Annotated in this window: 22 protein-coding genes; 6 read left to right on the top strand and 16 right to left on the bottom strand. The window is 66.3% G+C overall.

The genetic code is table 11. The annotated features are described in order from the left end of the window. The 4 genes from DN824_RS14180 to DN824_RS14165 all read right to left on the bottom strand — a co-directional run. Positions 1-605, bottom strand: a 605-nt coding sequence (locus DN824_RS14180) for a molybdopterin-dependent oxidoreductase (RefSeq protein ID WP_158295388.1), incomplete at its 3' end; no start/stop codon positions are given. A gap of 100 nt (positions 606-705) precedes the next feature. Beyond that, positions 706-2,193, bottom strand: a complete 1,488-nt coding sequence (locus DN824_RS14175; protein WP_138409049.1) for an MFS transporter — start codon at positions 2,191-2,193, stop codon at positions 706-708. A 10-nt stretch (positions 2,194-2,203) separates the two neighbouring features. Beyond that, complete coding sequence (locus DN824_RS14170; RefSeq protein WP_138409048.1) at positions 2,204-2,662, bottom strand: universal stress protein; 459 nt, start codon at positions 2,660-2,662, stop codon at positions 2,204-2,206. A gap of 15 nt (positions 2,663-2,677) precedes the next feature. Continuing rightward, entirely contained in the window at positions 2,678-4,279 is a 1,602-nt protein-coding gene (locus tag DN824_RS14165) for an MFS transporter (protein ID WP_138409047.1), read from the bottom strand. A 328-nt stretch (positions 4,280-4,607) separates the two neighbouring features. On the opposite strand from DN824_RS14165, the gene DN824_RS14160 reads away from it, so the two are divergent. From DN824_RS14160 to DN824_RS14145, 4 genes are all read left to right on the top strand, one after another. Continuing rightward, entirely contained in the window at positions 4,608-6,533 is a 1,926-nt protein-coding gene (locus tag DN824_RS14160) for a type IV pili methyl-accepting chemotaxis transducer N-terminal domain-containing protein (RefSeq protein WP_138409046.1), read from the top strand. Continuing rightward, positions 6,511-7,122 carry a two-component system response regulator NarL gene (narL, locus tag DN824_RS14155; protein ID WP_241666707.1) on the top strand — a complete coding sequence of 204 codons (612 nt, stop codon included), beginning with the start codon at positions 6,511-6,513 and terminating at the stop codon, positions 7,120-7,122. Before DN824_RS14160 ends, narL begins: the two co-directional genes overlap by 23 nt. A 441-nt stretch (positions 7,123-7,563) precedes the next feature. Further along, entirely contained in the window at positions 7,564-8,349 is a 786-nt protein-coding gene (locus tag DN824_RS14150; protein WP_138409044.1) for a type IV pili methyl-accepting chemotaxis transducer N-terminal domain-containing protein, read from the top strand. A gap of 92 nt (positions 8,350-8,441) precedes the next feature. Next, on the top strand, positions 8,442-9,128 hold the full coding sequence (locus DN824_RS14145; protein WP_138409043.1) for a Crp/Fnr family transcriptional regulator: 687 nt from the start codon (positions 8,442-8,444) through the stop codon (positions 9,126-9,128). Between the two features lie 14 nt (positions 9,129-9,142). On the opposite strand, the gene DN824_RS14140 is transcribed toward DN824_RS14145, so the two are convergent. The 5 genes from DN824_RS14140 to DN824_RS14120 all read right to left on the bottom strand — a co-directional run bounded on the left by DN824_RS14140 (position 9,143) and on the right by DN824_RS14120 (position 12,689). Further along, positions 9,143-10,375, bottom strand: coding sequence for a molybdopterin molybdotransferase MoeA (locus tag DN824_RS14140; protein ID WP_138409042.1), 1,233 nt, complete (start codon positions 10,373-10,375; stop codon positions 9,143-9,145). Beyond that, entirely contained in the window at positions 10,372-10,926 is a 555-nt protein-coding gene (gene moaB, locus DN824_RS14135) for a molybdenum cofactor biosynthesis protein B (protein ID WP_138409041.1), read from the bottom strand. Before moaB ends, DN824_RS14140 begins: the two co-directional genes overlap by 4 nt. Positions 10,927-11,062: 136 nt before the next feature. Then, the gene (locus DN824_RS14130; RefSeq protein ID WP_138409040.1) at positions 11,063-11,317 is read right to left on the bottom strand and encodes a cytochrome C oxidase subunit IV family protein; all 255 of its coding nucleotides are present in this window, start codon (positions 11,315-11,317) and stop codon (positions 11,063-11,065) included. Between the two features lie 3 nt (positions 11,318-11,320). Then, entirely contained in the window at positions 11,321-11,899 is a 579-nt protein-coding gene (locus tag DN824_RS14125) for a cytochrome c oxidase subunit 3 (RefSeq protein ID WP_138409039.1), read from the bottom strand. Continuing rightward, on the bottom strand, positions 11,883-12,689 hold the full coding sequence (locus DN824_RS14120; RefSeq protein WP_241666705.1) for a CbbQ/NirQ/NorQ/GpvN family protein: 807 nt from the start codon (positions 12,687-12,689) through the stop codon (positions 11,883-11,885). Before DN824_RS14120 ends, DN824_RS14125 begins: the two co-directional genes overlap by 17 nt. 299 nt (positions 12,690-12,988) lie before the next feature. On the opposite strand from DN824_RS14120, the gene DN824_RS14115 reads away from it, so the two are divergent. After that, positions 12,989-13,306, top strand: coding sequence for a c-type cytochrome (locus DN824_RS14115; RefSeq protein ID WP_138409038.1), 318 nt, complete (start codon positions 12,989-12,991; stop codon positions 13,304-13,306). Positions 13,307-13,650: 344 nt separating this feature from the next. Then, on the top strand, positions 13,651-15,177 hold the full coding sequence (norR, locus tag DN824_RS14110) for a nitric oxide reductase transcriptional regulator NorR (protein WP_138409037.1): 1,527 nt from the start codon (positions 13,651-13,653) through the stop codon (positions 15,175-15,177). A 173-nt stretch (positions 15,178-15,350) separates the two neighbouring features. Here norR and tatA read toward each other — a convergent pair whose 3' ends face one another. The 7 genes from tatA to nosR form a co-directional block, all read right to left on the bottom strand. Then, positions 15,351-15,518 (bottom strand): twin-arginine translocase TatA/TatE family subunit, encoded by a 168-nt coding sequence (gene tatA, locus DN824_RS14105; protein WP_138409036.1) that lies wholly within the window; start codon positions 15,516-15,518, stop codon positions 15,351-15,353. A gap of 43 nt (positions 15,519-15,561) precedes the next feature. Next, the gene (locus DN824_RS14100) at positions 15,562-16,101 is read right to left on the bottom strand and encodes a nitrous oxide reductase accessory protein NosL (RefSeq protein ID WP_414718417.1); all 540 of its coding nucleotides are present in this window, start codon (positions 16,099-16,101) and stop codon (positions 15,562-15,564) included. A 12-nt stretch (positions 16,102-16,113) separates the two neighbouring features. Next, complete coding sequence (locus DN824_RS14095) at positions 16,114-16,944, bottom strand: ABC transporter permease subunit (RefSeq protein WP_138409035.1); 831 nt, start codon at positions 16,942-16,944, stop codon at positions 16,114-16,116. Continuing rightward, positions 16,941-17,867 (bottom strand): ABC transporter ATP-binding protein, encoded by a 927-nt coding sequence (locus DN824_RS14090; RefSeq protein ID WP_138409034.1) that lies wholly within the window; start codon positions 17,865-17,867, stop codon positions 16,941-16,943. Before DN824_RS14090 ends, DN824_RS14095 begins: the two co-directional genes overlap by 4 nt. Then, the gene (locus DN824_RS14085) at positions 17,864-19,165 is read right to left on the bottom strand and encodes a nitrous oxide reductase family maturation protein NosD (protein ID WP_138409033.1); all 1,302 of its coding nucleotides are present in this window, start codon (positions 19,163-19,165) and stop codon (positions 17,864-17,866) included. The genes DN824_RS14090 and DN824_RS14085 overlap by 4 nt, the downstream gene beginning before the upstream one ends. Positions 19,166-19,232: 67 nt before the next feature. Next, positions 19,233-21,152, bottom strand: a complete 1,920-nt coding sequence (gene nosZ, locus DN824_RS14080; RefSeq protein ID WP_138409032.1) for a TAT-dependent nitrous-oxide reductase — start codon at positions 21,150-21,152, stop codon at positions 19,233-19,235. Between the two features lie 34 nt (positions 21,153-21,186). Continuing rightward, positions 21,187-23,421 carry a transcriptional regulator NosR gene (gene nosR / locus DN824_RS14075; protein ID WP_138409031.1) on the bottom strand — a complete coding sequence of 745 codons (2,235 nt, stop codon included), beginning with the start codon at positions 23,419-23,421 and terminating at the stop codon, positions 21,187-21,189. Positions 23,422-23,820 lie beyond the last annotated feature (399 nt).

Raw genomic sequence — 23,820 nt, 5'->3', positions numbered from 1 at the left:
CCGGCGGCGTAGGAAACCATCGACATGGCCGGGATCGGCGAGAAGCCGATGACGCGGTCCGGGCCGTAGCGCTTGACGGTGTAGACGTTGGCCGCGGCGATGATCTCGTTGACTTCGTCCCAGCTGGAGCGGATGAAGCCGCCCATGCCGCGCTTGCTCTTGTAGGACTCGGCGCGGGCCTTGTCCTCGACGATGCTGGCCCAGGCGTCCACCGGCGTCATGTTGCGCCGCGCTTCGCGCCACAGTTTCAGCAGCGGCTTGCGCACCTTGGGGTACTTCAGGCGGTTGGCGCTGTAGATGTACCAGCTGTAGCTGGCCCCTCGCGGGCAGCCGCGGGGCTCATGGTTGGGCAGGTCGTTGCGGGTACGCGGGTAGTCGGTCTGCTGGGTCTCCCAGGTGATCAGGCCGTTCTTCACGTAGATCTTCCAGGAGCACGACCCGGTGCAGTTCACGCCATGGGTGGAGCGCACGATCTTGTCGTACTGCCAGCGCGAGCGGTAGACGTTCTCCCAGTCGCGGGATTCGATGCGGGTTTCGCCATGACCGTCGGCGAACTCGCCCTGCTTCCTGTTGAAGAAGCGCAATTGATCGAGCAAGTGGCTCATCGTTTTTTCTCCTCACACCGGTTGCGAACCACTGGCCCGCCCGGTCGGCTTATCGATCTCGGCTGGCGCCAGCCGGAGTGGCTGGCGCATTCGGTGAATTTCAGGATGCGAGCTTGTGGCGGGCCTCCAGCTCCCGGTCGACGCTGGACACGTAGTACTCGTCGGAGAACGCGCCCTCGGGCTCCTTCAACCAGAGCAGGCAGAGCCCGAAGCTGAGGAACGCACCGGCGGCGATCACCATGAAGAACTGCGAGGGGGTCACGAAGGTGAACAGGGTCAGGTAGCAGACGGCGCCGACGTTGCCGTAGGCCCCGGCCATGCCGGAGATCTGCCCGGTGACGCGGCGCTTGATCGACGGGATGATCCCGAAGGTCGCGCCCTCGGCGCCCTGGACGAATACCGAGCAGAGCACGGTGATCGCCACGGCCACGATCAGCGGCCACTTCGAGTTCATCAGGCCCATCAGCAGGAAGCCGACGGCGATGCCCAGCATGTAGGCGAGCATCACGAAGCGGCGGTTGCCGAAGCGGTCGGAGACCAGCCCGCCCATGGGCCGCGCCACCAGGTTCACGAAGGCGAACGACGCGGCGATGAGGCCGGCGGTGGTGGGCGTCAGGCCCCAGGTCTGCTCGAAGAACATCGGCAGCATCGAGACCACCGCCAGCTCCGCGCCGAAGTTGGCGAAGTAGGTGGAGTTCAGTGCGGCCACGGTGTTGAAGGGGTATCTGTCGTCTTCCGGCACGCCCTTCTTCAGGATCGGCACGTTGACCCGCAGGATCTGCACCACCTGGAAGATCACCACCAGGGCGATCACCGCATAGCAGATCGCCGCGCCGGTGGCGCCCAGGTACCCCATGTCCTCGACCCGCCAGACCAGGATGGCCAGCACGCCGACCATGGGGATGGTCCAGAGAATCAGCTTGACCATGTCGGCCCAGGTGCTGACCTCCAGCGCGCTGGCCTTGTGCGGCTTGCGGTGCACGGTGCCGGCCGGGCCGTCGGTGAGCGCGAACCAGTAGTACACGCCGTAGACGGCCATGATGATCGCCGAGCTGGCGATCGCCCAGCGCCAGCCTTCCGGGCCGCCGAAGGCGTGGATGGCGATGGCCGGCAGGCTCATGGCGGCGGCGGCGGAACCGAAGTTGCCCCAGCCGGCGTAGAAGCCTTCGGCGAAGCCGATGTCCTTGGGCTTGAACCACATGGCGGTCATGTGGATGCCGACCACGAAGCTGGCGCCGATGGAGCTGAGGATCAGGCGCGACACCAGCAGCTGGGTACGGCTGTCACCGAAGGCGAAGAACAGCGCCGGTACGGCCATCACCACCAGCAGCACCGAGAACACCCGGCGCGGGCCCCAGTGGTCCAGCGCCATGCCGACCAGGATGCGCGCCGGAATGGTCAGCGCCACGTTGGCGATGGCGAACAGCTTGAGGTCCTCGGGCGTCAGCCAGTTCACGCTTTTCAGCATGCTCGAGGCCAGCGGCGCCATGCCGAACCAGACGAAGAAACAGATGTAGAAGGCGATCCAGGTCAGGTGCAGGGCCCGTATCTCGGGGCGCTTCCATTCGAACAGCGTCGAAACTCTCATGATGAGCTCCTCAGGGGCAGGCTTGAATCAGGACCGGGCACGGCGCCCGGCGGGCCAGGAAGGCACTGACGCTGCCGAAGGTCATGTAGTCGAGCTCGTCGACCAACAGATTCAGCGAGCGGGAGATGAAGCCGCCGTCCGGTTCCTCGGAATGCCGCGCGATGACCAGCAGGTCCGGCTTCTTGTGTTCGGCGGCCTTGAGGATCATCTTGCGGGCGTCGCCCTCGGCGAGGATGACGTCGACGTCCAGGCCGAAGACGCTGACCTTGGCCGCCGCTTCCTGCAGGAAGGCCTGGAATTCGCGACGTTCGCGCTCGTGGAGCTCGACCGCCGAATCGCTGGTATCGCGGGTCTCCTCCACCACCCCGATCAGCATGATCAGCGGCTGGAGCGGGCCGAACATGGCGAGGGTGGCGTCCAGGGCTTTCCTGGCGTTACGGGAGTGGTCGTAGGCAATCATGATTTTCATGGCGGCGCTCCGGGCTCAGGGGTTCTTCACGTAGGCGCCGGGGCGCAGGTAGAACCACCAGTTGAGGACCAGGCACAGCGCGCAGAACACCGCGAAGCCATACATGGCCACCTCGGGGGTGCCGGCCTTGACCTGCTCGCCGATCACGATGGGCGCGACGAAGGAGCCGTAGGCGGCGACCGCGGAGGTCCAGCCGAGTACCGGGCCGGCCTTCTCGCGGTCGTAGATCACGCCTATGGTGCGGAAGGTGGAGCCGTTGCCGATGCCGCTGGCGGCGAACAGCACCAGGAACAGCAGCAGGAAGACGAAGAAGTACTGCTCCGGCTGGGCCGAACCGTAGGCCTGCTGCATCACGTAGCCGGCCGCGACCGAGGCCACTACCATCACCACCGAGACGACCTGGGTGACGATCGAGCCGCCGACCTTGTCGGAGATCCAGCCGCCCAGCGGGCGGATCAGCGCGCCGATGAAGGGGCCGATCCAGGCGTAGGTCAGGGCGCTCGGCGCATTGGGATTGGCGATCCGGGTGACGGTGCCGTCGGCGGCCACTTCGTTCATGAAGCCGAAGATCACGGTGATCGACAGCGGCAGCGCCATGGAAAAGCCGATGAACGAGCCGAACGTCAGGATGTAGAGGATGCTCATCGACCAGGTGTGCTTGTCACCGAAGATGGTGAACTGGCGCTTGATGTTCGGCTGCACGCTGCCCGGCAGCAGGCGCAGCATGCCGAGGGTCAGGCCGATGGTGAGCAGCATCACGCCCCACATGTTCAGTACGCCGAGGCCGCTCGGTGCCGGCAGGTAGAGGTACAGGCCGATCGCGGCGGCGATGAAGGCCACGGCGTAGAGGCCGAGAATCTTGCCGAAGGCGTTCAGCGGGTAGCCGGGCGTCGGGGAGATCACCAGCAGGTTGTTCATGCCGAACCAGCCGGCGAAGGCCAGCGGGATCAGGAACAGCAGCCAGACCCAGCCACCGTTCTGAATCCAGGTGTCGGTGCCGGCCGGAATGCGGCCGATCAACGTGCCGCTGTCCTTGACCAGGGTCATCGGGTCGCCGGCGATGAAGCCGAACACGCCGGCGGTCATCACCAGCGGGATCAGGATCTGCATGGTGGTGACGCCGAAGTTGCCCAGGCCCGCGTTCAGGCCCAGGGCGAGCCCCTGCTGGCTCTTGGGAAAGAAGCCGCTGATGTTGCTCATCGAGCAGGCGAAGTTGCCGCCGCCGATGCCGGAGAGGAAGGCCAGCAGCTGGAACACCCAGAGCGGCGTCTCCGGGTTCTGCAAGGCGATGCCGGCGCCGGCCGCCGGGACCATCAGCAGCGCGGTGGTGAGGAAGATGGTGTTGCGTCCGCCGGCGATGCGGATCATGAACGACGCCGGGATACGCAGGGTGGCGCCGGTCAGACCGGAGATGGCCGTCAGAGTGAACAGCTCGGCGGGCTCGAAGGGGAAGCCCAGGTTGAGCATCTGCACCGTGACGATGCCCCACATCAGCCAGATGGCGAAGCCCATCAGCAGGCTCGGGATAGAGATCCAGAGGTTGCGATTGGCGATCCGCTTGCCGGTGGTGTCCCAGAAAACCTGGTCCTCCACGTCCCACTTTTCGATATTGCTCATGATCGATCCTCTTGGCGCCAGGGACCCCGCCGGCTGATGCCGCGGGATCACGAATGGCTGGCACGCTAAGGGCCGGGGATCGATTCACCGTTGATTCAAATCAACACGCCAGGCGCGACAACTGGTTCGCCCGGGCGCATCTACCTCTTTCGAGCTACTCCCGTGTCGCCCTGGAAAAACCATAGAAATCAATTGGTTGTGCTCACCTCTAACACCTTTTGCCACGCATCTCCGGCCGCCTGAAAGCGTTGGAGGTATGCCCTGCAGCATGGCCAAGCGCCCTTGGACGAGCGCAGAATGAGGGCCATGCCATCACCGCGAGCGCACCATGCCCCCTTCCGAAAGCGAGCAGCTCTCCACCCGCCACTCGATCGTGTTCAACACGCTCGTGGCGTTCGTGGTGATCATCGGGTTCTCGCTCATGAGTCTGCTCGGCAGCCTGTATCTGGCCGATGCCCTGGAGGGCGACGCCGAGGCGATCAACCACGCCGGCAGCCTGCGGATGCAGACCTACCGCCTGGCCTTCGCCGCCGAGCAGGGCTCGCCGCCTGCCCTGGAGGAGTACATCGGCGCGCTGGAAAGCACCCTGCATTCGCCTTCGCTGCGCTCGGCCCTGCACCGCCACCGCAACAGCGCGCTGCCGGCACTGCATGCCAACGTCGTGCAGCACTGGCAGCAGCGCATGCGCCCCCTGCTCGACGGCCCGACAGCGCAACTGGACGAGTACCGTCGGGAGGCGCACACCTTCGTCAATGAACTGGACGTTCTCGTGCGCACGCTCCAGGAGTCCTCGGAGGGCACGCTGGGCGTGATTCGCGCCCTGCAGGTCGGAACCCTGTTCCTCATCGTGGCGATTGCCTTCGTGCTGGTCTACGGCCTGCACAACAACCTGGCGACGCCGCTGCGCAGCCTGACCCGGATGGCGCGGGACATCGGCCAGGGCGACTTCAGCGGCCAGGTGCGGATTCCCGGCGATACCGAGCTGAGCCTGCTGGCGCGCACGCTCAACCAGATGAGCCAGGAGCTGGCCAGCCTGTATGCGCAGATGGAACAGAAGGTGGACGAGAAGACCGCTGCCCTGACGCGCAGCAACGCCAGCCTGCAATTGCTGTTCAACAGCGCGCAGATGCTCTACAGCCAGCCGGAAGACCCGTCGCAGATGATGGGCTCGCTGTTGCCCAAGGTGCAGCAGGCGCTCGGCACCGGACAGATTTCGCTGTGCCTGAAGCACGACAGCGACGCCGGTAGCCACACGGCGATGACCTCGCGGGATCGACAACCCCCGGACTACTGCCGGCTGCCCGACTGCGATCAGTGCCCGGTGAACCGCTCCGGCACGCTGCCGGGCGGGGAAAAGCTGATCAGCTTCGAGCTGCGCTCCGGACAGGACGAGCTTGGCCTGCTGAGGGTCGCGCTGGTGCCGGGCACGCCGCTGGAGCCCTGGCAGACCCTGCTGCTGACGACCCTGGCGGACCTCTTCGCCGCCTCCCTGAGCCTGGCACGTCTTGGCCAGAAGCAGGCGCGCCTGGCGCTGATGGAAGAGCGCGCGGTGATCGCCCGCGAGCTGCACGACTCCCTGGCCCAGGCGCTGTCGGCGCAGAAACTGCAACTGGCGCGGCTCAAGCGCCTGATGCACAAGGACAGCGGCAAGGCACAGCTCGATGACAGCGTCCGGCAGATCGACCGCGGCCTGAACTCGGCCTATCGCCAGTTGCGCGAGCTGCTGACGACCTTCCGCATCAAGGTCGACGAGCCGGGACTCAAGCCAGCCGTGCAGGCCACCCTCGACGAGTTCAGCGCCAACTCCGGCCTGCAGATCGAACTCGACTTCCAGCTCGACCACTGCCCGTTGACGCCCAACGAAGAGGTGCATTGCCTGCAGATCGTCCGCGAGGCGCTGAGCAACGTGGTCAGGCATGCCCAGGCCAGCTGCTGCTGGCTGACGCTGACCCAGGACCCGAATGGCGCCATCGACGTCAGCATCGAAGACGACGGCATCGGCATCAGCCACCAGGAAAGCCGCGACGGCCACTACGGGCTGATCATCCTGCGCGAACGCGCCAGCAGCCTGGATGGCAGCATCGCCATCGGCCCGCGCACCGGCGGCGGCACCCGGGTGCACCTGCGTTTCCCGCCCGCCTATCGTCACATTCACCTGCCACTGGAGCCTGTCCCGCATGAACGAAGGAACGATGACCAGCACCCGCATCTTGCTGGTGGACGATCACCCGATGATGCGTCGCGGTCTGCGTGACCTGCTGGATCTGGAAGACGACCTGGAAACGGTGGGCGAAGCCGGCAACGGCGAGGACGCCATCAGGCTGGCCGCCGAACTGGAGCCCGACCTGATCCTGCTGGACCTGAACATGCCCGGCATGGACGGCCTGGAGACCGCCCGGCGTTTGCGCGACGCCGAAGTCGACGCCTTCATCGTCATGTTCACCGTCTCGGACGAACAGAGCCACGTACTCGAGGCCCTGCGCAACGGCGCAGACGGTTATCTGCTCAAGGACATGGACGCCGACCAGCTGGTCGAGCAGATTCGCGCGGCCGCCACCGGCAAGATGGCACTCGATCCCGAGCTGACCCAGGTGCTCGCCGAAGCCATACGCGTGCGTCCCAAGCCGTCCGGCCAGGTGCAGTTCGCCAGCCTGACCAAGCGCGAAAAAGAGGTGCTGCGCCTGATCGCCAAGGGCCAGAGCAACAAGATGATCGCGCGCAAGCTGGGCATCACCGAGGGTACCGTCAAGGTCCACGTCAAGAACCTGCTGCACAAGCTGGGGCTGCGCTCGCGGGTCGAAGCCGCCGTCTGGATCCTGGAAAACCAACCGACACGGGCCTGACCTCTTCCCAACGACAGGCCGGCGCCCTCCTCGCCGGCTTGTCGCTCGCGACGAGAAACGGCCCCGCGAGCGCTGCCCAGGCGCGTAAAAGCGCGAGCATTGCGGCTTTTGAAACGAAATCCGGGGGCTTTTTGGCCACCTTGACGGCCGTCAAGGGAAACGATGGCAGGCGGCCTATCGTTCGCTCCGACACCCACGAGGAGCCCCCGATGACTGCCTTTTCGCCTGTCCCCCACCCCGCACTCTGCAGGCGTCGCATGCGGCACCACCGTCAGCCTGACGGCCATGCCACAGCGACCGACGCGCGTTCCGCACGCCACCGGCGTTGAAGCCCCGACTCCGGGATCGCGCCGATTCCTTTCCGCACAGCGACTGACAGATCAGGCCGAACCGCCCGTAACGGTGACCGGCCATGCCGCCCCACGATCAAGGACCCTCACCATGCTCCGATACCTTCCGCAGCTCTTGCTGTCGATGGGCTTGCTGCTCACCCATCTGCCCGGGCATGCCGCCATCGGCGATGCCGAAGCGGTCAACCGCGCCGGCATGCAGCGCATGCTCAGCCAGCGCATCGCCAAGAGCTATCTGATGATCGCCACCGAAACCCGTCCTGACCTGGCTGCCGGTCAGCTGGACGCCAGCATTGCCATCGTCGAGGAAAACACCCAGGCCCTGAACGACTACACGTTCGGCACGAGCATCCGCAAGGCGTTGGACGAAGCCGGGCAGACCTGGGTGCAATACCGGCAACTGGCGCTGACCCGCCCGGACCGGCAGCAGTCGGCCGAGGTGCTGCGCCTTGCGGACCGCTTCCTCGTCCAGAGCGAAGCACTGGTGCAGGAAATCGAGCGGGAAAGCGGCAACCAAGCCGCGCGGCTGGTCAACCGCAGCGGCCGGCAGCGCATGCTCAGCCAGCGCATCGCCATGCTCTACCTGGCAATGGCCTGGAAACTGCCGGACAACGCGCTGCGCGGCGATTTCGAAGCCGCCGTGGAGGAATTCGACCGTGGCCTGCAGGAGCTGCAGGCCGCGCCACAGAACAATGAACGGATCAAGCAGCAGCTCGACCAGGCCATCAGCCAATGGCGCTTCGCCCAGGCTGGCTTCAGCCTCGCGGACGACTCGCGTTTCGTGCCGACCGTCATCGTCACCACCTGCGAATCGCTGCTGAAAAAGATGGAAGAACTGACCCGCGAGTACGAACGCCTGGCCGGCGGTACCCGCTGAGGCCGGACCACCCCTCCGGAAGAGGTATGGCTTAAGGGAAATGGGATAGCAGCGTGGCGCGGCCTAGCATCCGTCAAAAGGGACGAACACTCATGCTGGCCGATTCCATGCTGCTCCACACGCTGCGCTGTCATTACCTGTTCCGCGGCCTGCCGGAAAAAGCGCTGCAGGGCATCGCCCCCCATGCCTCTGCCCGGCGAATGACGGCGGGCGCTACGCTGTTCCGCCAGGGCGATGCGGTGCAGCACCTGCACCTGCTGGTCAGCGGCCAGATCAAGCTGCACCGGGTCACCGCCGACGGTCAGGAAAAGGTCATCGAGGTCATCCGCCCCGGCGAGGCCTTCGCCGAGGCGCTGCTGTTCGACAACGTACCGCAGCACCCGCTCAACGCCACCGCCATCAAGGAAAGCCTGGTGCTTCGCGTGCAACACGAGCATTACCGCCGCCTGCTGCACGAACAGCCGCAGCTCTGCCTGAGCCTGCTCGGTAGCCTGAGCGCACGCCTGAACCAGCGGTTGCATCAGATCGACTACCTGACCTCGTCCAATGTCAGCCAGCGCGTAGTGCGTTACCTGTTCCAGCAGTTGGGAAGCACCCACAACGGCGTCATCGACCTGGACATGCCCAAGCGGCTGATTGCCTTGCAACTGGGCATCCAGCCGGAAACCTTTTCCCGCATCCTGCACCGGCTCACCGATGCGGGCCTGATCGCGGTACGCAAGCGGCGCATCGAGATCCTCGACCGAAATAGCCTTTCGGCCTACCTCGAAGCCGCTTGACGTGACTGCCGCAACTACCCCAGCAGTGCGCTGAACGGGAGGTAATCCACCAGATCGCCCTCGGCCAGGGTGCTGTCGCGCTCGATCACCGCGAACCCCTCGGCCTGGCAGGCCGAAGCCAGCATCGCCGAGCCCTGCCGCGCATGCGGCACCACCCACCACTGCCCTCCCAGGTTCTGCAGGCTGGCACGCAGGTACTGGCGGCGGGCATTCGGTCGGGGCCAGGCGAAACCGGCGGGCAGGCGCAGCGGCGCCGGGCGCACCGCCTGGCAACCCTGGGCGCGCAGCAGGAACGGACGGGCGACCACCAGCGCGGTGACGAAGGCGGCCACCGGGTTGCCGGGCAGCCCGATCCAGGGCTTGCCGCCCACCTCGCCAAACGCCAGCGGCTTGCCCGGCTGGATCGCCAGTCGCCACAGGTGCAGGTGCCCCAGTTCGCGGATCGCCTGCTTGAGATGGTCTTCCTCGCCGACCGACACCCCGCCCGAGGTCACCAGCAGGTCCCACTCGGAGGCCGCCAGGCTCAGGGCGTCGCGGCTGGCGGCCAGCTCGTCGGCAAGGATGTCGTAGTCGTGGACCTCCAGTCCCAGGGACTCCAGCACGCCGCGCAGGGTGTAGCGGTTGGCGTTGTAGATCTGCCCCGGCGCCAGCGGCTGGCCGGGCTCGCGCAACTCGTCGCCACTGCTCAACAGGCCGACGCGCAATCGACGGTAGACCGGCACCCGGTCGATGCCGAAGCTGGCCAGCAGGCCGAGCGCCTGTGGCTGCAGGCGTTGCCCGGCCGCCAGCACCGTGGTGCCGGCGAGCAGTTCCTCGCCACGTCGCCGCACATGCTCGCCCACCCGCACGGACGGCAGGCGAACCGCCGCCTCCGTAGCCTCGCATTGCTCTTGTGGCACCACGGTGTCGGCCCCTGGCGGCAGCGGTGCCCCGGTGAAGATGCGCACCGCATGGCCGGGCGGCAGGATCGTCTCGGCCGCATCGCCGGCGGCAATCCTGCCCGCCAGCGGCAAGCAGCCCCCCTCGGCCGACAGGTCGCCGGCGCGCAGGGCATACCCGTCCATGGCGCTATTGTCCCAGGCCGGCATGTCGAAAGGCGCCACGACCGGGCGGGCCAGTACACGCCCGAGCGCATCCTGCAGGCGGACGTCCTCGACCGCCGGAGCGGCTGGTGCCTGGCGCAGCAACTGTTCGATGGCCTCCTCGACCGGCTTCAGGCCTGCGCCGGCACAGCCACAGCCGCTCATGACCGTCCCCCACAGATGGCTTGCGCCTGCTCGGGCAGACGTTTGAGATGCGGGACGAAGTTGCAGGGTCGCGTGCGACTGTCCAGCTGCTCACGCAGGATTCGCTGCCAGCCGGTGCGGCAGGCGTTCGGCGAGCCGGGCAGGCAGCACACCAGCGTGCCGTTGCTGATGCCGGCCAACGAGCGCGACTGCACCGTGGAAGTGCCGATATCCTCCAGCGAAACCTGGCGGAACAGCTCGCCGAAGCCCTCCACCGTCTTGTCCAGCAGCGGCGCCACCGCCTGCGGGGTGTTGTCCCGCGCGGTGAAGCCGGTGCCACCGGTGACGATGACCACCTGCACGTCCAGCGAGGCGATCCAGGCCGAGAGCCGCGCGCGGATCTGCCAGATGTCGTCGCGCACGATGGCGCGCTCGGCCAACAGGTGACCGGCGGCCTGCAGGCCGTCGACCAGCGTATCCCCCGACGTGTCGGTATCCGGGCTGCGGGTATCACTGACGGTCAACACCGCGATGCGAAGCGGCTGGAAATCGGTACTGGCGAGATGCGACATGGGTTGAACCTCCGGTAGGCGTTGAACTTAGCCTGCACCGGCCTGGCGCTCGTACCCATCCCTCCGTGGAGGTATGCCGGCCTGTTGGCGACGAGCGCGATCGCACGAAAACCAAGGGCATCCGCGCATGCGGACGTCAGCGGGCAAGCAGCGAGGCGAATACACCAAGCCCGACCAGCAGTGGCCAGGCCAGCATCAGGCCGCGCCAGAGCCGGGGGGCGTGGCGCAATTCCATGAAGCCCTCGGTGATTAACCAGGCCTTGCCTAGCGCCACCAGCAGTATCAGGCCGCCGAGTGCCGGGACCGCGGCGGCCACCTCGGCAAGATTGACGGTGATCAGCGACAACCCGATCAGCGCAATCCAGAACACGGAAAGACGTCCCATGCGCATCTCCTAGCCGAGCAGGTAGACCAGCGGAAACAGCAGCACCCAGACCAGATCGACCATGTGCCAGTACAGCACTCCCGATTCCAGGCCGGCGCGGGTGTCCGGGAGGTACGCCCCCTGCCGGCAGCGCAGCGCCATCCAGCCGAGGATGACGATACCCAGTAGCACGTGCAGGAAATGGAAACCGGTGAGAATCCAGTACAGGGTGAAGAAAGTGTCGTATTCGAGTCCCAGCCCGGCGCCGGCCAGATGCGCGTATTCGGCTAGCTTCAGCCAGACGTAGACCCCCGCGCAGGCAAACGCAGCCAACAGCAGCCCGGCCGCGGGCTGAGGACGACAGGCGCGTACCTGCTCCACGGCCATTGCCGCCAGCCAGCCGGAGGTCAGCAGGCTGGCGGTCAGCGCCAGGCCGGTGGATCCGTCCAGCGCCTGGCGCCCGCCCCTGAACAGTGCCGGCTGCAACCACTGGGTCACGGCGAACGCGAGAATCAGCACGCCGAATACCGCCAGCTCGGCGAAGATGAAGAACCACATCGCCAGGTCGCCGGGCAGCCGGTGGGCGACGGGCTCAGCCGAAATGGACATCGACCACGCCCATCAGCGCGGCGACCGTCTGCGCGTCGTCGCTCAGCGGCTCGGCGAGACAGACCAGGCAGGCTTCGCGCGGCGCCATCCCGGCACCGATCATGCGCGCAGCGAAGATCAGCAAGCGGGTCGAGGCCACCTCCTCGAGGTCGTGCTGTTCGAGTCGACGCAGCGCTTGCCCCAGCTTCACCACCTGCTCGGCCAGCGAGCGGTCGACACCGGCCTCGGCTGCGACGATGCGCACCTCCTCCTCCAGTGCGGGGTAGTCGAAGCGGAGTGCGACAAAGCGCTGGCGTGTACTGGGCTTCATGCCCTTGAGCAGGTTCTGGTAGCCCGGGTTGTAGGACACCACCAGCATGAATCCCGGCGGCGCACGCAGTGCTTCGCCAGTGCGCTCGATGAACAGTTCGCGGCGGTCGTCGGCCAGCGGGTGCAGCACCACCGCGGTGTCCTGGCGGGCCTCGACCACCTCGTCGAGGTAGCAGATGCCGCCTTCGCGCACCGCCCTGGTCAACGGCCCATCCTGCCACCAGGTACCCTCGGAGCCGATCAGGTGGCGGCCGACCAGGTCGGCGGCGGACAGGTCGTCATGACAGGCGACGGTGTACAGCGGCAATTCAAGGCGCTGCGCCATGTGTTGCACGAAGCGGGTCTTGCCGCAGCCGGTCGGGCCCTTGATGAGCACCGGCATGCCATGCCGCCAGGCCTGTTCGAAGATCGCCAGCTCATTGCCCTGTGGCTGGTAGAAAAGAGGGCCCGGTGGGGCCGGAGTTTCAACAGGTGCGTTCAAGGAATCACCTCAAGCTTGCAGTGGACTCGCCGTGGTTGACCCGACGGACCGAGTCGCCGCTGGCGGTGCCGGGCGACCTTGGAACAAGCTACCGAGGCTGCCCGAGGCGCCTCAAGCGCGGCGCCGGCAGCTCTTGATCGCGGTCAAGCGCGATGTCGAAACGCCTCGGTAGCATTCGGATCAGACCGGCAGCCCGGCGCTTGGCATGACAGCGAATAGCCCCAGGCGCTCGACACAGCCGTTCGGCGTGTCACCGGTTTCCGGGACACGTCCGCCCTTCGTAGCCTTGAGGAAACCGCATGAAGAAAGTCCTGATTCCGCTGCTGACCCTGGGCGCCGCCGCCCTACTGCAGCAGTCCGCCCTGGCGGCCAGCGGCGAGGTACTGTTCAAGACCAAGGGCTGTGCAGCCTGCCATTCGATCGACACCAAACTGGTCGGCCCGTCCTACAAGCAGGTCGCTGCCAAGTACGCCGGCGACGGCGAGGCGGTCACCCACCTGAGCGACACCATCAAGAACGGCGTCCAGGGGCAATGGGGCCCGATCCCGATGCCGCCAAACCCGGTTAGCGATGAGGAAGCCCGTACCCTGGCCGAGTGGGTGCTCACCCACCAATGAACCGCCGCTGACACCTCTCTCCTGGCGCACCCCTGGTGCGCCTTTTTTGTCTCGTATGTCCCCCGCCCAAGACGCGTGCCGGTCCCTGCCGGGCATCCGCCCGAGGGTGCAACCGACCCTACGGATGAGCGAACGCCGCGTAGCGAGGAGGTAACTACCGGCGCCTCGCAAGCCGCGTCATACCGGGCACACAGAGCACCGTAACCGGAACCTGGTTACCGGGCAGCAGGTGGTCCGCGACCGGGCCGAGCTGTCGGCGGTGCGCCCTGGCGCCAGTGCCTATCGGTCGCAGACGCCCGCACTGGCACCCTGCTAAGGTGATCGAAACCCAGGTACGAAAGACCATGATGCAACAAGCGCTTCTCGCCGACCTCGTCACCGAGCTTCCCAATGCGGTTCGGCTGCAGCGGCTGGTCGGCACGCTGCAGCAGCATTTCGGCTGCGGTTCCGTCGTGCTGCTGCGCCTGGACGGCGATACGCTGCGTCCGCTGGCGGCGACCGGCCTGGTGCAGGAAGCGCTGGGACGCCGTTTCGTGGTAGCCCAGCACCCGCGCTTCGCGGCCATCCTGTCGCGCCGCGAGCCGACCTGGTTCGAGCCGGACAGTCGCCTGCCCGATCCCTACGACGGCCTGCTCGGCGAACATGCCGGCGAGCCGCTGCCGGTGCACGATTGCATGGGCATCAGCCTCTACGTCGAAGGCAAACCATGGGGCGCCCTGACCCTGGACGCGCTGCAGGCCGGCACTTTTGATGAGGATTCGCGCCTCGCGCTGCAGCGCTACACGCTGCTGATCGAGGCCGCCATCCGGGTCACCCGGCTGGAGCAGGAGAACCGCGGTCTGCGGCTGTCGCGCAACGACTCGCCGGACGACGAACGGGCCCCGGCTTCGGGCGAGATTCTCGGCCAGAGCGAAGTGATCGCCAGGCTGCTGCACGAGCTGGGCGTCGTCGCCGACTCCGACCTGCCAGTGCTGCTGCTGGGGGAAACCGGGGTCGGCAAGGAGATGTTCGCGCGCTGGCTGCATCGACATTCGCGGCGGCGCGACAAGCCGCTGGTGCTGGTCAACTGCGCCGCACTGCCGGAGTCGCTGGCGGAAAGCGAGCTGTTCGGGCACGTCAAGGGCGCCTTCTCCGGCGCGACCACCGACCGTCCCGGCCGCTTCGATGCAGCCAACGGCGGGACCCTGGTGCTCGACGAGGTCGGCGAGCTACCGCTCCCTATCCAGGCCAAGCTGCTGCGCACCCTGCAGAACGGCGAAATCCAGCGGCTCGGGGCGGACAGGCCACGTCAGGTCGACGTACGGATCATCGCCGCGACCAACCGCAACCTCAGCGAGAGCGTGCGAGACGGCCATTTCCGCGCCGACCTGTACCACCGCCTTTCCGTCTACCCGGTACCGATTCCGCCGCTGCGCGAACGCGGCAACGACGTGTTGATCCTCGCTGGCTACTTTCTCGAGCTCAACCGCGCACGCCTCGGCCTGCGCGGCGTGCGCCTGTCGCCAGCCAGCGAGCGCGCCCTGCTCGCCTACGACTGGCCCGGCAACGTGCGTGAACTGGAACACGTGATCAGCCGCGCCGCCCTGCGCCTGCTCAGTCGCGGGGCCTCGCGTGCCGACATCCTGACCCTCGAGCCCGACGTGCTGGACCTGACTCCGAGCCGGTCGCCGACGCCCACTGTCGTCGCCGAACCGCCGGCTGCCGGGAACGACGCGGTGTTGCCGCTGCGGACGGTGGTCGAGGCCAGCCAACGCCAGGCGATCGTCCGCGCACTGAAGGCCAGCGGCGAAAGCTGGGCGCAGGCCGCCCGCCTGCTCGGCGTCGATTCGAGCAACCTGCACAAACTGGCCCGCCGGCTACGACTGAAGTAGCCCGCACGCGCTCGGGCCGGATCTCGACAGAGCGGTGACCACAGACCGTCCGGAAGGAGACGGGCGCCTGACACACGGCCGCGCCCTGGGTGAAACCACACGACTGTTTACCTTACCGCCCGCCACGCTGATCGGCGCTTGACCGCAACTTTGATCGATCGCTCCCGGTCGCCTCACCTGCGCTCGGAGCCTTCGCGCTCGGGCTCCGCCTCGTTCAACGCGCGGCGGAAACCGCTGATCGCCCCGCCCAGGTCCGAGCCCAGGCTGCGCAGGCGCCTGGTGCCGAACAGCATGACCACGATCAGCAACAGGATAAGCAGCTGCCAGATACCGATACCCATGATCTCTCCTCGTTTGGCCCGTGCCGGGAATGGCGAAGCCGGATCAATGCGCCCCGTGCGCACCATGCCCGGCGATGTCTCTGGCGGCCTCTTGCAGCACCTGCTGGTCGATCTGGGCGAAACGCAGCACTCTTCCGCCGTGCTCTGCCGCCAGCTGTCGCGCGGCCTGCTCATCGGCGAAGGATGCCAGCACCGCGCCCATCGCCCCCTGTAACTTCGGCCCGACCACATACCAGGCCTGACGGGCATCGATCAGGTGGGCGTCGTCCGGGGCATGCCAGGCGCTGCGCCCCATGTCGTGGACGTACAGCACGGTGGCGGCCTTGTGGTTCTCGGGCTGCAGCCACCACCCCAGCAGTTCGGCCGTGGAGCAGAACTTGCGCACACCTTCGCGGCCGACGGCCTCGCCCTTCGGGCCGGGGAACTCCTGGATGGCCATGCCGCACACATGGCATTCATCGCTCGGATGAAAGGCCACCGGGCCGAGGGTGGAGCCTTGCTGCTCCGGTTCATTGCAGGCGGCTAGGCCAAGACAGAGCGCCAGCAGCAGCGCGCGGGTGGGAGAAACGGTGGATAACATCATGGTGGGCCTCGCTCACGCCGGGCGGCGCTTGAAAATGAAGTGGGCCAGCAGCAGCGGTCCGGCGATCCAGGCCACCAGGCACAGCCAGAGCACGCCCATCGGTAATGGCAGATCGCTCGCCAGGACCATCACGCCGGCGGTGTCACTGCCGCCGTCCAGGGCGGCCAGATTGATCAGGCGATACAGGTCGGCCGGGTTTAGCAGAAGCAGCCAGGGCACCAGGTCCGGGCTCAGCCGGCCCTCGCCGACCACCAGCACCGCCAGCAGCGCCAGGTCGAACACCAGCACGAAGAGGAACCACAGCCCGAGCGCCAGGCCGGCAGCGGTGGACTTCTCTCGGGCCGTGCCGCTGAGCACGTAGGCCATGGCCAGGAACACCCAGCCGAGCAGCGCCGAGCTGAGCATGAAGCGGCCGAAGGTGCGGAAGAGGTCGGGCAGATCGACGCCCTCCACACCAACGGCGATCGCCAGCACCGCGGCGCCGAAGCCGATCAGCACCGCCAGGACGAGGATCAACCCGTGCCCGATGAACTTGCCGAGCAGGATCTGCCCGCGGCCCAACGGATAGGTGAGCAGCAGCATCAGCGTGCCGCCCTCGTCCTCGCCGACGATCGAATCGTAGGCCAGCAGCAACGCGATCAGCGGCATGAGGAAGGTCGCCAGACTCGCCAGGCTGGCCACGGTCGCTGAGATCGAGGTAAACCCGACCTGACCGGAGGCGGCGGCGCCGAGCCAGGCGATGCCCACCGCGAGCACGGCGAACAGCAGGCTGATGGCAAACAACCAGCGGTTGCGCAGGCCGTCGGCCAGCTCCTTGCGGGCGATGTACCAGACCGCGTTCATGCTCCTTCCTCCCCGTCGCACAGGTCGCCGACACGCTCCATGTAATGGCGGTACAGGTCCTCCAGCGAGGGTTGGTGGATCTCGATGTCGTCCGGGGTCTCCTCACCGAGCAACTGGCGCAGTAATGGGAGCTTGGAGCCATTGACCGCCAGGACCTCGACGCCATGCTCGCCGAGCGCGCGCGCCGGATGCCCCGCGGTACCCCAGCGCTGTAGCCAGCGCTGACGCTCGGCGATGCCGCTGACGCGGATGCGCACCGGCAGGCCGGCCTCGGCGCGCAGTTCGCCCAGGCTGCCGACCGCCTGCAGGCGGCCCCTGGCGAGGATGGCCGCGCGATCGATGTGCGCCTCCACGTCCGGCAGCACGTGCGAGCAGAGGATCACGCCGGTCCCCTGCCGGCGCAGGTGGTCGATCAGCTGGTACAGCTCGCCGGTGGCGATCGGATCGAGACCCACCGTGGGCTCGTCGAGCAGCAGCAGCCGCGGCTCGCCGAGGATCGCCTGGGCCAGCCCCAGGCGCTGGCGCATGCCCTTGGAGTAGGTCCTGACCCGGCGCTCGGCGGCATGGCCGAGGCCCACCTGCTCGAGCAGTTCGTCGACCTGCCCGGACGCCGCGCCCTTGAGGCGAGCGAAGTGGCGCAGGGTCTCGCGGCCGCTGAGCTGCGGGTAGAAGGTGACGCTCTCCGGCAGGTAGCCGAGCTGGCGGCGCACCGCCGGATCGGCCGGCGCCCGGCCCAGCACCCGCACCCGCCCCGCGTTGGGGGCGAGCAGTCCGAGGATGAGTTTCATGCTGGTGGTCTTGCCGGCGCCGTTGTGGCCGAACAGGCCGAGCACCTCGCCCTCGGGGAGCGTCAGGTTCAGATCGTGCAACACGGTGTGCGGGCCGTAGCCTTGGGTCACGCCCTGGATTTCGACGGCGTTCATGGCCGGGACTCCTCGCTGATCGGTGATTGGGCAGGCGGCCGCATCAGTGGATGGCCGTCCCGCACGCCCGGCGCCGCGATCACTGGGAAGGCGCGCTGAACCCAACGCAGCATTTCGATGCCGGGGCTGTTCATCAGCAGGCGGACCTGCGGGTAGAGCCAGAGCAGGCGATCGACGTTGTCGTTCGGTTCGTAGGGGATGTCGCCCAGGCCGTCGTCGTTGCGGTCCCAGCCCAGGTAGTCGCTCCAGTAGTTGCCGCGCCCGTCGTGCGACCACTCCTGCGTGCGATTGGCGACGTACTTGACCTGCTGCCGGTTGCCGACGAAAGCGTTGCCGGCGATACGGTTGTCCTCCGAGCCGGCGGTCAGGTGGATGCCCAGCGCGCTGTGCTCGAGGCGGTTGCCCTCGATGAGGTTGAACAGCGAGTTGTAGATAAACAGCGCCTTGCCCTCGGCGCCGGCAATCATGGCGTCGCCGGTGGAGCCGCTGCGCACGTCGCTGACGCGGTTGTCGCGCAGCGTGGAATAGGTGATGTAGTTCATCAGGATGCCGTAGTTCTCGTCCTGCTCGGAACGGTTACCGATCACCGTCAGCTTGCGGCTCTGCATCAGCGCGTATCCGGTGCGGGTACGGCGGGTTGTGTTGCCGATCACCGCGTTGTCGTTGGAGAACATGTAGTGCACGCCGTAGCGCAGATCCTCGAGCAGGTTGCCTTCGAGGTGGTTGCCGTTGGAGGTGTCGATGTAGATGCCGTCGCGGGCGTGGCGCGCGTGGTTACCGATCACCCGCGCGCCCCTGACCGCGTACAGATGGATCGCATTGCCCCGATCCTGCGAGCGTAGGTCCGGATCGCCTTCGATGTCGTTGCCCTCGATGACCACGTCGGCCGTGCGGTCAACCCAGATGCCGGAGCCCGCCACACGCAGGCGATTGCCGCGGATCACCGCGCCACGGGCCTGCGGCGCGAGGAAAACGGCAGCGTCGAGCCGGGTGAGATCACGTCCCCCGTTGCGCAGCAGGCATCCCTCGACGCTCACGCCGGGGGCCTGGATCGACAGAACGCTGCCCTGCCCGCCTCCGTCGAGGATCGCCCCGGGTGCGCAGCGCAACTGCAGCGGCCGGTCGATGACGAACTGGCCGACGTACTCGCCGGGCGGCAGTTGCCAGCTCCCGTCGCCCTCTTCCGCTAGCGGCAATCGGTCCAGCGGTTGCGAGGCCGCGCAGGCGACCCCGCCGAACAAGGCCAGCAGCAGCGCTGCCGGCTGTAGGAGCTTGCGGATTGCCTGAGCATTGGGCACTGCGGGTTTCCTCTTCGGCTACAAGGCCATGGAGGGATGCGACCGGGTACGGCCGCATCCCCGGCGCTTACGCCGGCTCGACCAGCATGCGGCCGACCATTTCCATGTGCAGCGCATGGCAGAACCAGCTGCAGTAGTACCAGTGCATTCCTGGCTTGTCGGCGACGAAGGTGATCGAGGAGGTCTGCTGCGGGCTGATCTCCATGCTCACGCCGTGGTTGGTCATGACGAAGCCGTGGGACACGTCTTCGATCTCGTCGATGTTGGTGACCACCACGGTGACCTCGTCGCCCTGCCTGACGGTGAACTCCTGGACGCCATAGGTCGGAGCCGACGAGGTCATGTAGACGCGCACCCTGTTGCCGTCGCGGATGACCTTGTTGTCGGCCTCCAGGGTGATTCCGTCCTTCTTCGCCATTTCCACCGTTGGCGCGAAGAACGGGTCGTCGCGGTCCCAGATCTTTTTGGTCCGGATCTGGTCACGGCGCGCCAGGATGCAGTCGTGCGGCTCGGCGAAGGTCGGGCCGTCGTGCACCAACTTCATCTCCTCGCCGGAGATGTCGATCAGCTGGTCGTTCTCCGGGTGCAACGGGCCGACCTGCAGAAAACGGTCCTTGGAGAATTTGCACAGCGCCACCAGCCACTTGCCGTCGGCCTCGCTGGTCTCGGTGAGGGAGGCATGCAGGTGCCCCGGTTGGTACTGCACGTCGAGCTTCTGGCGGATGTAGTTGACCTTCTCGCCGTTGTAGGCACGCACCGCGTCGGCCATGTTCCACTTGACCACCTGGCTGTCGATGAACAGCGTGGTATAGGCATTGCCGCGCCCATCGAAGGTGGTATGCAGCGGGCCGAGGCCCAGCTCCACTTCCGCGGCGATGGTGTCGCGCGGGTCCTTGAGCTTATCGGCGAAGAGGTCCGGCAGCTTGGCGATCTCAATCATCGACACGGTTGGCGACAGCTTGCCGTTGGCGATGAAGTACTTGCCATCGGACGAGGTGTTGCAGCCGTGCGGGTTCTTCGGCACCGGGATGTAGCGGGTGAATGCGCTGTCCTTGTCGCCCTTCTTGCGACCGTCGACCACCGGCACCGTGGAGTCGCCGAGAGTGGTGAACTTGCCCGCCTTGACGGCCGCCTCGATGGCGGGGATGTCGAACACCACGACCCAGTCACGCTCGTTGCGCATCATGCCGCCGAGGTCGAAGGCCTTCTCCGAGTTGTAGCAGGTGGCGGCAGCGAACCTCCCGGTATAGTCGGCATCGGTGTTGTCGAGGTTGCCGTCCACGATGACCTGGAAGGCCATTTCCATTTTCTCAGCGTCGATGACGTTGAACAGCGTGTAGGCACTGTCGCTCTGCAGGTCGAAATTCGCCCCGTCGTTCGGGTGCGGGATGATGAACTCGGCGTTGGCGAACACATACCTGGTGTGCGGCACCTTCTGTAGCCGCAGGCCATGGATGGCCTGCACATTGGGGATCGTGAGCATCTTGTCGCACTTCATGATGTCGAGGCGGATGCGCGCCACGCGGCTGTTGGCCTTGTCGTTGATGAACAGGTACTTGCCGTCGTACTTGCCGTCGGTCATGGAGATGTGCGGGTGGTGGCAGTCACCGTTCAGGTACCTGGCGCTGTCGCCCATGATGTGGCGGCTTTCGTTGGTCAGGCCCCAGCCGGTGGCGGAGTCGACGTTGAACACGGGGATGCGCATCAGTTCGCGCATCGAGGGGATGCCCAGCACCCTAACCTCACCCTGGTGGCCACCGCTCCAGAAGCCGTAGTACTCGTCCAGTTCGCCCGGCACGACGTGGATCTTCTGCCGCGATTCCTTCACCGCCGCCGCCCAGGATTCGCGGGTCATCAGCGAACCGCCGAGCGCTGTCGCACCGACCAGCGCGGCGCCGGTCACGGCACTGGCGCCGAGGAAATTGCGCCGGCTCAAACTGCTGTGTTCGAGAGGCTCGGCGTTGGGCTTGGGTTGCTTGTCTTTCATGGTTCCACTCCTTAGTGAAACAGCGGCCCGCCGATCAGGGCGCGGTATGGCCCACCGTCGACCCAGCGGTCGAGGTGGTGATCGGCTCCCGGGGTTGCACCTGCATGACCTCGATGAGCTGTGGGTCGGCGGATGCCTTCTGCTTGCCCTTTCCGCCCTTGCGCTTGTTCTTCAGCACCAGGGGTGGGCATTTGTGTTCGTTGTGGTAGGTCATCTGGCAATCGAGGCAGTAGTGGCACTCGTTGGCGTTGATGCGTCCGTCGGGATGGATCGCCTGGATCTCGCACTCCCTGGCGCACAGCTGGCAGGGGTTGCCGCACTCCTTTCGGCGCTTTAGCCAGTCGAACAGGCGGAACTTGCTGGGGATGGCCAGCGCCGCGCCCAGCGGGCAGACGTACCGGCAGTACACCTTGCGGGTGAAGACGTTCACCACGAGCAGAGCCAGGGCGTAGGCGACGAACCACCATTGGCGATCGAACCTGAGGGTGATGGCGGTCTTGAACGGCTCCACTTCCGCCCCCCGCTCGGCCATCGACATGGATTCAAGCGAGAGCCCGAACAGCACCAGCAGGACGATGTACTTGATCGCCCAGAGCCGCTCGTGCACGGCGAAGGGCAGCTCGTACTGCCGGATCTTCAGCTTGCGCGCGGCTTCGTTGATCAGCTCCTGCAGCGCGCCGAAGGGACACAGCCAGCCACAGAACACGCCGCGCCCCCAGAGCAGGATGCTGGCCGCGGTGAAGGTCCAGAGGATGAAGATCACCGGATCGGAGAGGAACAGCTCCCAGCGGAATTCCTGGAACAGCGCATGGACGAACGTCAGCACGTTGACCACCGACAGCTGCCCCAGCGCATACCAGCCGATGAACGCCACGGTGAACACCAGATAGCCGCGGCGCAGCCAGTGCAGGAACTGCGGTTTGCGGGTGAAGCTGTCCTGCAGGAACAGGATCACCGTCAGCAGGCCCAGGGCGGCGAGAATCACTCCGACCTGGAAGCTCTTGCGGTACCAGATGTTGACCCACATCGGCCGGCTGGCTTCTGCGGCCGCGGCCAACTCATCGGCGGTTGACTGCGGGCGCTCGACGTAAGCTTCGGGAATCTGGTACGGCAGCTCGAAGCTGGTGAAGGTGCCATCGACCGGGCCCGTCTGGCGACGTACCAGCAATTCCAGGCTCCAGGGTGTGCCGGGGTCGAATCCGACCGGCTCGCGGATCGTGAAGACCGACATCTCGCCGAATTCGGGCGCACCTTCGGCGAACAGGTCGCTCAGGCGATCATGGTCCATGTCGCGAAAGCTGATGACGCTGCCGAACTGGCGCAACTGTATCCGATCGAAGATGCCGCCGCGCACGTATCCCGAGCCCTTGTAGGAATACATGCCCTTGGCCATGACCGCGATGGCATGCTCGCCCTCCTTCAGCGCATGCATCAGGAAGCGATAGCCGTTGTCGCCGAGCAGGTTGCGGCCGATGGTCGGTGCGTTCAGGTGGGCCACATAGAGGTCGATGAAGGTGTCGTCGGCCTGCTCCTCGGACGCCGCGTCGACGCCCTCGGCCTCGGTGCCCTCGAACGCCTCGTCTACCTGGCCGCGCGTCAGGTGCAGCCGGCGGATGCCGCCGTTGCCGGTCAGCTCTGTCCAGCTAGCCGGTTGGTAGACGCCTTCACGCACCAGGGCGATTTTCGGGCGGGCGTTCCTGATGCCTTCGATCAACCCCAATGACATTGCCACCTCATGGGCGGCGCGCATGACGATCTCATTGACCACCATGACGGTGACGGTGGCACCGGTTATGGCATCGATGGTCATGACGTTACTGTCACTGGAGCGACCAACCGCCACGCGCTGGTCCACCTTGATGCCCTGGTACTTAGCGATGAAGTTGTGCAGCTTCTGCTCGGGAATGCCGATCAGCAGGATCGGTTCGTGATGCTCGAGCACATAGGCGTCGCGGATCACGCCCCGAGGGTCGAGTAGCACCTGCAGGTTGATCGACTTGCCGGAGTACGCCGGGATGTCGGTGACGTGAATGCTCTGGAAGGCGTAGCCGAGGATGTCGTTGCCCTTGCGCAGCGAACGAACCTGGTACGCGCCTTCGGGCTCGGAAATGCTCTCGGCATCGGGGAAGAACCGCTCGATGCGCTGTCGCTCGGCGTCGTACTCCCAGGCCTGCGAAGGGAAGGCATACAGCATCAGGGTTAACAACAGGGTGAAGCCACGCGGCCACGCGTGCTCGGCACCGATGGCGAGATGAGGACGTGGCTGCATGACGTGTCTGCTTCACAGCTGAATGTGACGCGATGGTAGTCAGCGCTGCGGGCGTCTCTCCTTGATGAATATCAAGCTTGTCCGAAGGACGTCGTTCCATGACTGGCCAACGCTGCGGAGCCGCTTGATAGCTCTGCGGTCACCTACGGATCGGCCACGATGACCGTGAGGTGGAAGGACCTACCAATGGCGGTAGAACATGCCCTTCGCCAACAGCGCGATGCCGACCATCTGAGCAAGGATCGCCCTATGAATGATCCGGTAACGCGCCGGCGTCATCCTCTCCGCGCGAAGCATGGTGATTAGGTGCCAGCGAGTGTATGGCGAGCTGGCCCAGCAGTTGCCAAGCTCCGAGCGCACTAGCTCGCCGGCGCTCTCGAACGGAGATTCCCGGCGGTC

Source organism: Stutzerimonas nosocomialis (assembly GCF_005876855.1).
In the GTDB taxonomy this organism is placed as follows: Bacteria; Pseudomonadota; Gammaproteobacteria; order Pseudomonadales; family Pseudomonadaceae; genus Stutzerimonas; species Stutzerimonas nosocomialis.
The sequence above is the reverse complement of the archived record's forward strand: the minus strand, read 5'-3'. Positions and strand labels throughout refer to the sequence as shown.

Excerpts from the sequence above, each read along its gene's own strand:
- DN824_RS14100 (WP_414718417.1), bottom strand. The coding sequence starts at position 16,101 with ATGATGTTATCCACCGTTTCTCCCACCCGCGCGCTGCTGCTGGCGCTC.
- DN824_RS14145 (WP_138409043.1), top strand. The coding sequence starts at position 8,442 with ATGCTGGCCGATTCCATGCTGCTCCACACGCTGCGCTGTCATTACCTG.
- DN824_RS14130 (WP_138409040.1), bottom strand. The coding sequence starts at position 11,317 with ATGCGCATGGGACGTCTTTCCGTGTTCTGGATTGCGCTGATCGGGTTG.
- narL (WP_241666707.1), top strand. The coding sequence starts at position 6,511 with ATGATGCGTCGCGGTCTGCGTGACCTGCTGGATCTGGAAGACGACCTG.
- DN824_RS14165 (WP_138409047.1), bottom strand. The coding sequence starts at position 4,279 with ATGAGCAATATCGAAAAGTGGGACGTGGAGGACCAGGTTTTCTGGGAC.
- DN824_RS14095 (WP_138409035.1), bottom strand. The coding sequence starts at position 16,944 with ATGAACGCGGTCTGGTACATCGCCCGCAAGGAGCTGGCCGACGGCCTG.
- DN824_RS14115 (WP_138409038.1), top strand. The coding sequence starts at position 12,989 with ATGAAGAAAGTCCTGATTCCGCTGCTGACCCTGGGCGCCGCCGCCCTA.
- DN824_RS14090 (WP_138409034.1), bottom strand. The coding sequence starts at position 17,867 with ATGAACGCCGTCGAAATCCAGGGCGTGACCCAAGGCTACGGCCCGCAC.
- DN824_RS14175 (WP_138409049.1), bottom strand. The coding sequence starts at position 2,193 with ATGAGAGTTTCGACGCTGTTCGAATGGAAGCGCCCCGAGATACGGGCC.
- DN824_RS14170 (WP_138409048.1), bottom strand. The coding sequence starts at position 2,662 with ATGAAAATCATGATTGCCTACGACCACTCCCGTAACGCCAGGAAAGCC.
- moaB (WP_138409041.1), bottom strand. The coding sequence starts at position 10,926 with ATGTCGCATCTCGCCAGTACCGATTTCCAGCCGCTTCGCATCGCGGTG.
- norR (WP_138409037.1), top strand. The coding sequence starts at position 13,651 with ATGATGCAACAAGCGCTTCTCGCCGACCTCGTCACCGAGCTTCCCAAT.
- DN824_RS14140 (WP_138409042.1), bottom strand. The coding sequence starts at position 10,375 with ATGAGCGGCTGTGGCTGTGCCGGCGCAGGCCTGAAGCCGGTCGAGGAG.
- nosR (WP_138409031.1), bottom strand. The coding sequence starts at position 23,421 with ATGCAGCCACGTCCTCATCTCGCCATCGGTGCCGAGCACGCGTGGCCG.
- DN824_RS14160 (WP_138409046.1), top strand. The coding sequence starts at position 4,608 with ATGCCCCCTTCCGAAAGCGAGCAGCTCTCCACCCGCCACTCGATCGTG.
- DN824_RS14150 (WP_138409044.1), top strand. The coding sequence starts at position 7,564 with ATGCTCCGATACCTTCCGCAGCTCTTGCTGTCGATGGGCTTGCTGCTC.
- DN824_RS14125 (WP_138409039.1), bottom strand. The coding sequence starts at position 11,899 with ATGTCCATTTCGGCTGAGCCCGTCGCCCACCGGCTGCCCGGCGACCTG.
- tatA (WP_138409036.1), bottom strand. The coding sequence starts at position 15,518 with ATGGGTATCGGTATCTGGCAGCTGCTTATCCTGTTGCTGATCGTGGTC.
- nosZ (WP_138409032.1), bottom strand. The coding sequence starts at position 21,152 with ATGAAAGACAAGCAACCCAAGCCCAACGCCGAGCCTCTCGAACACAGC.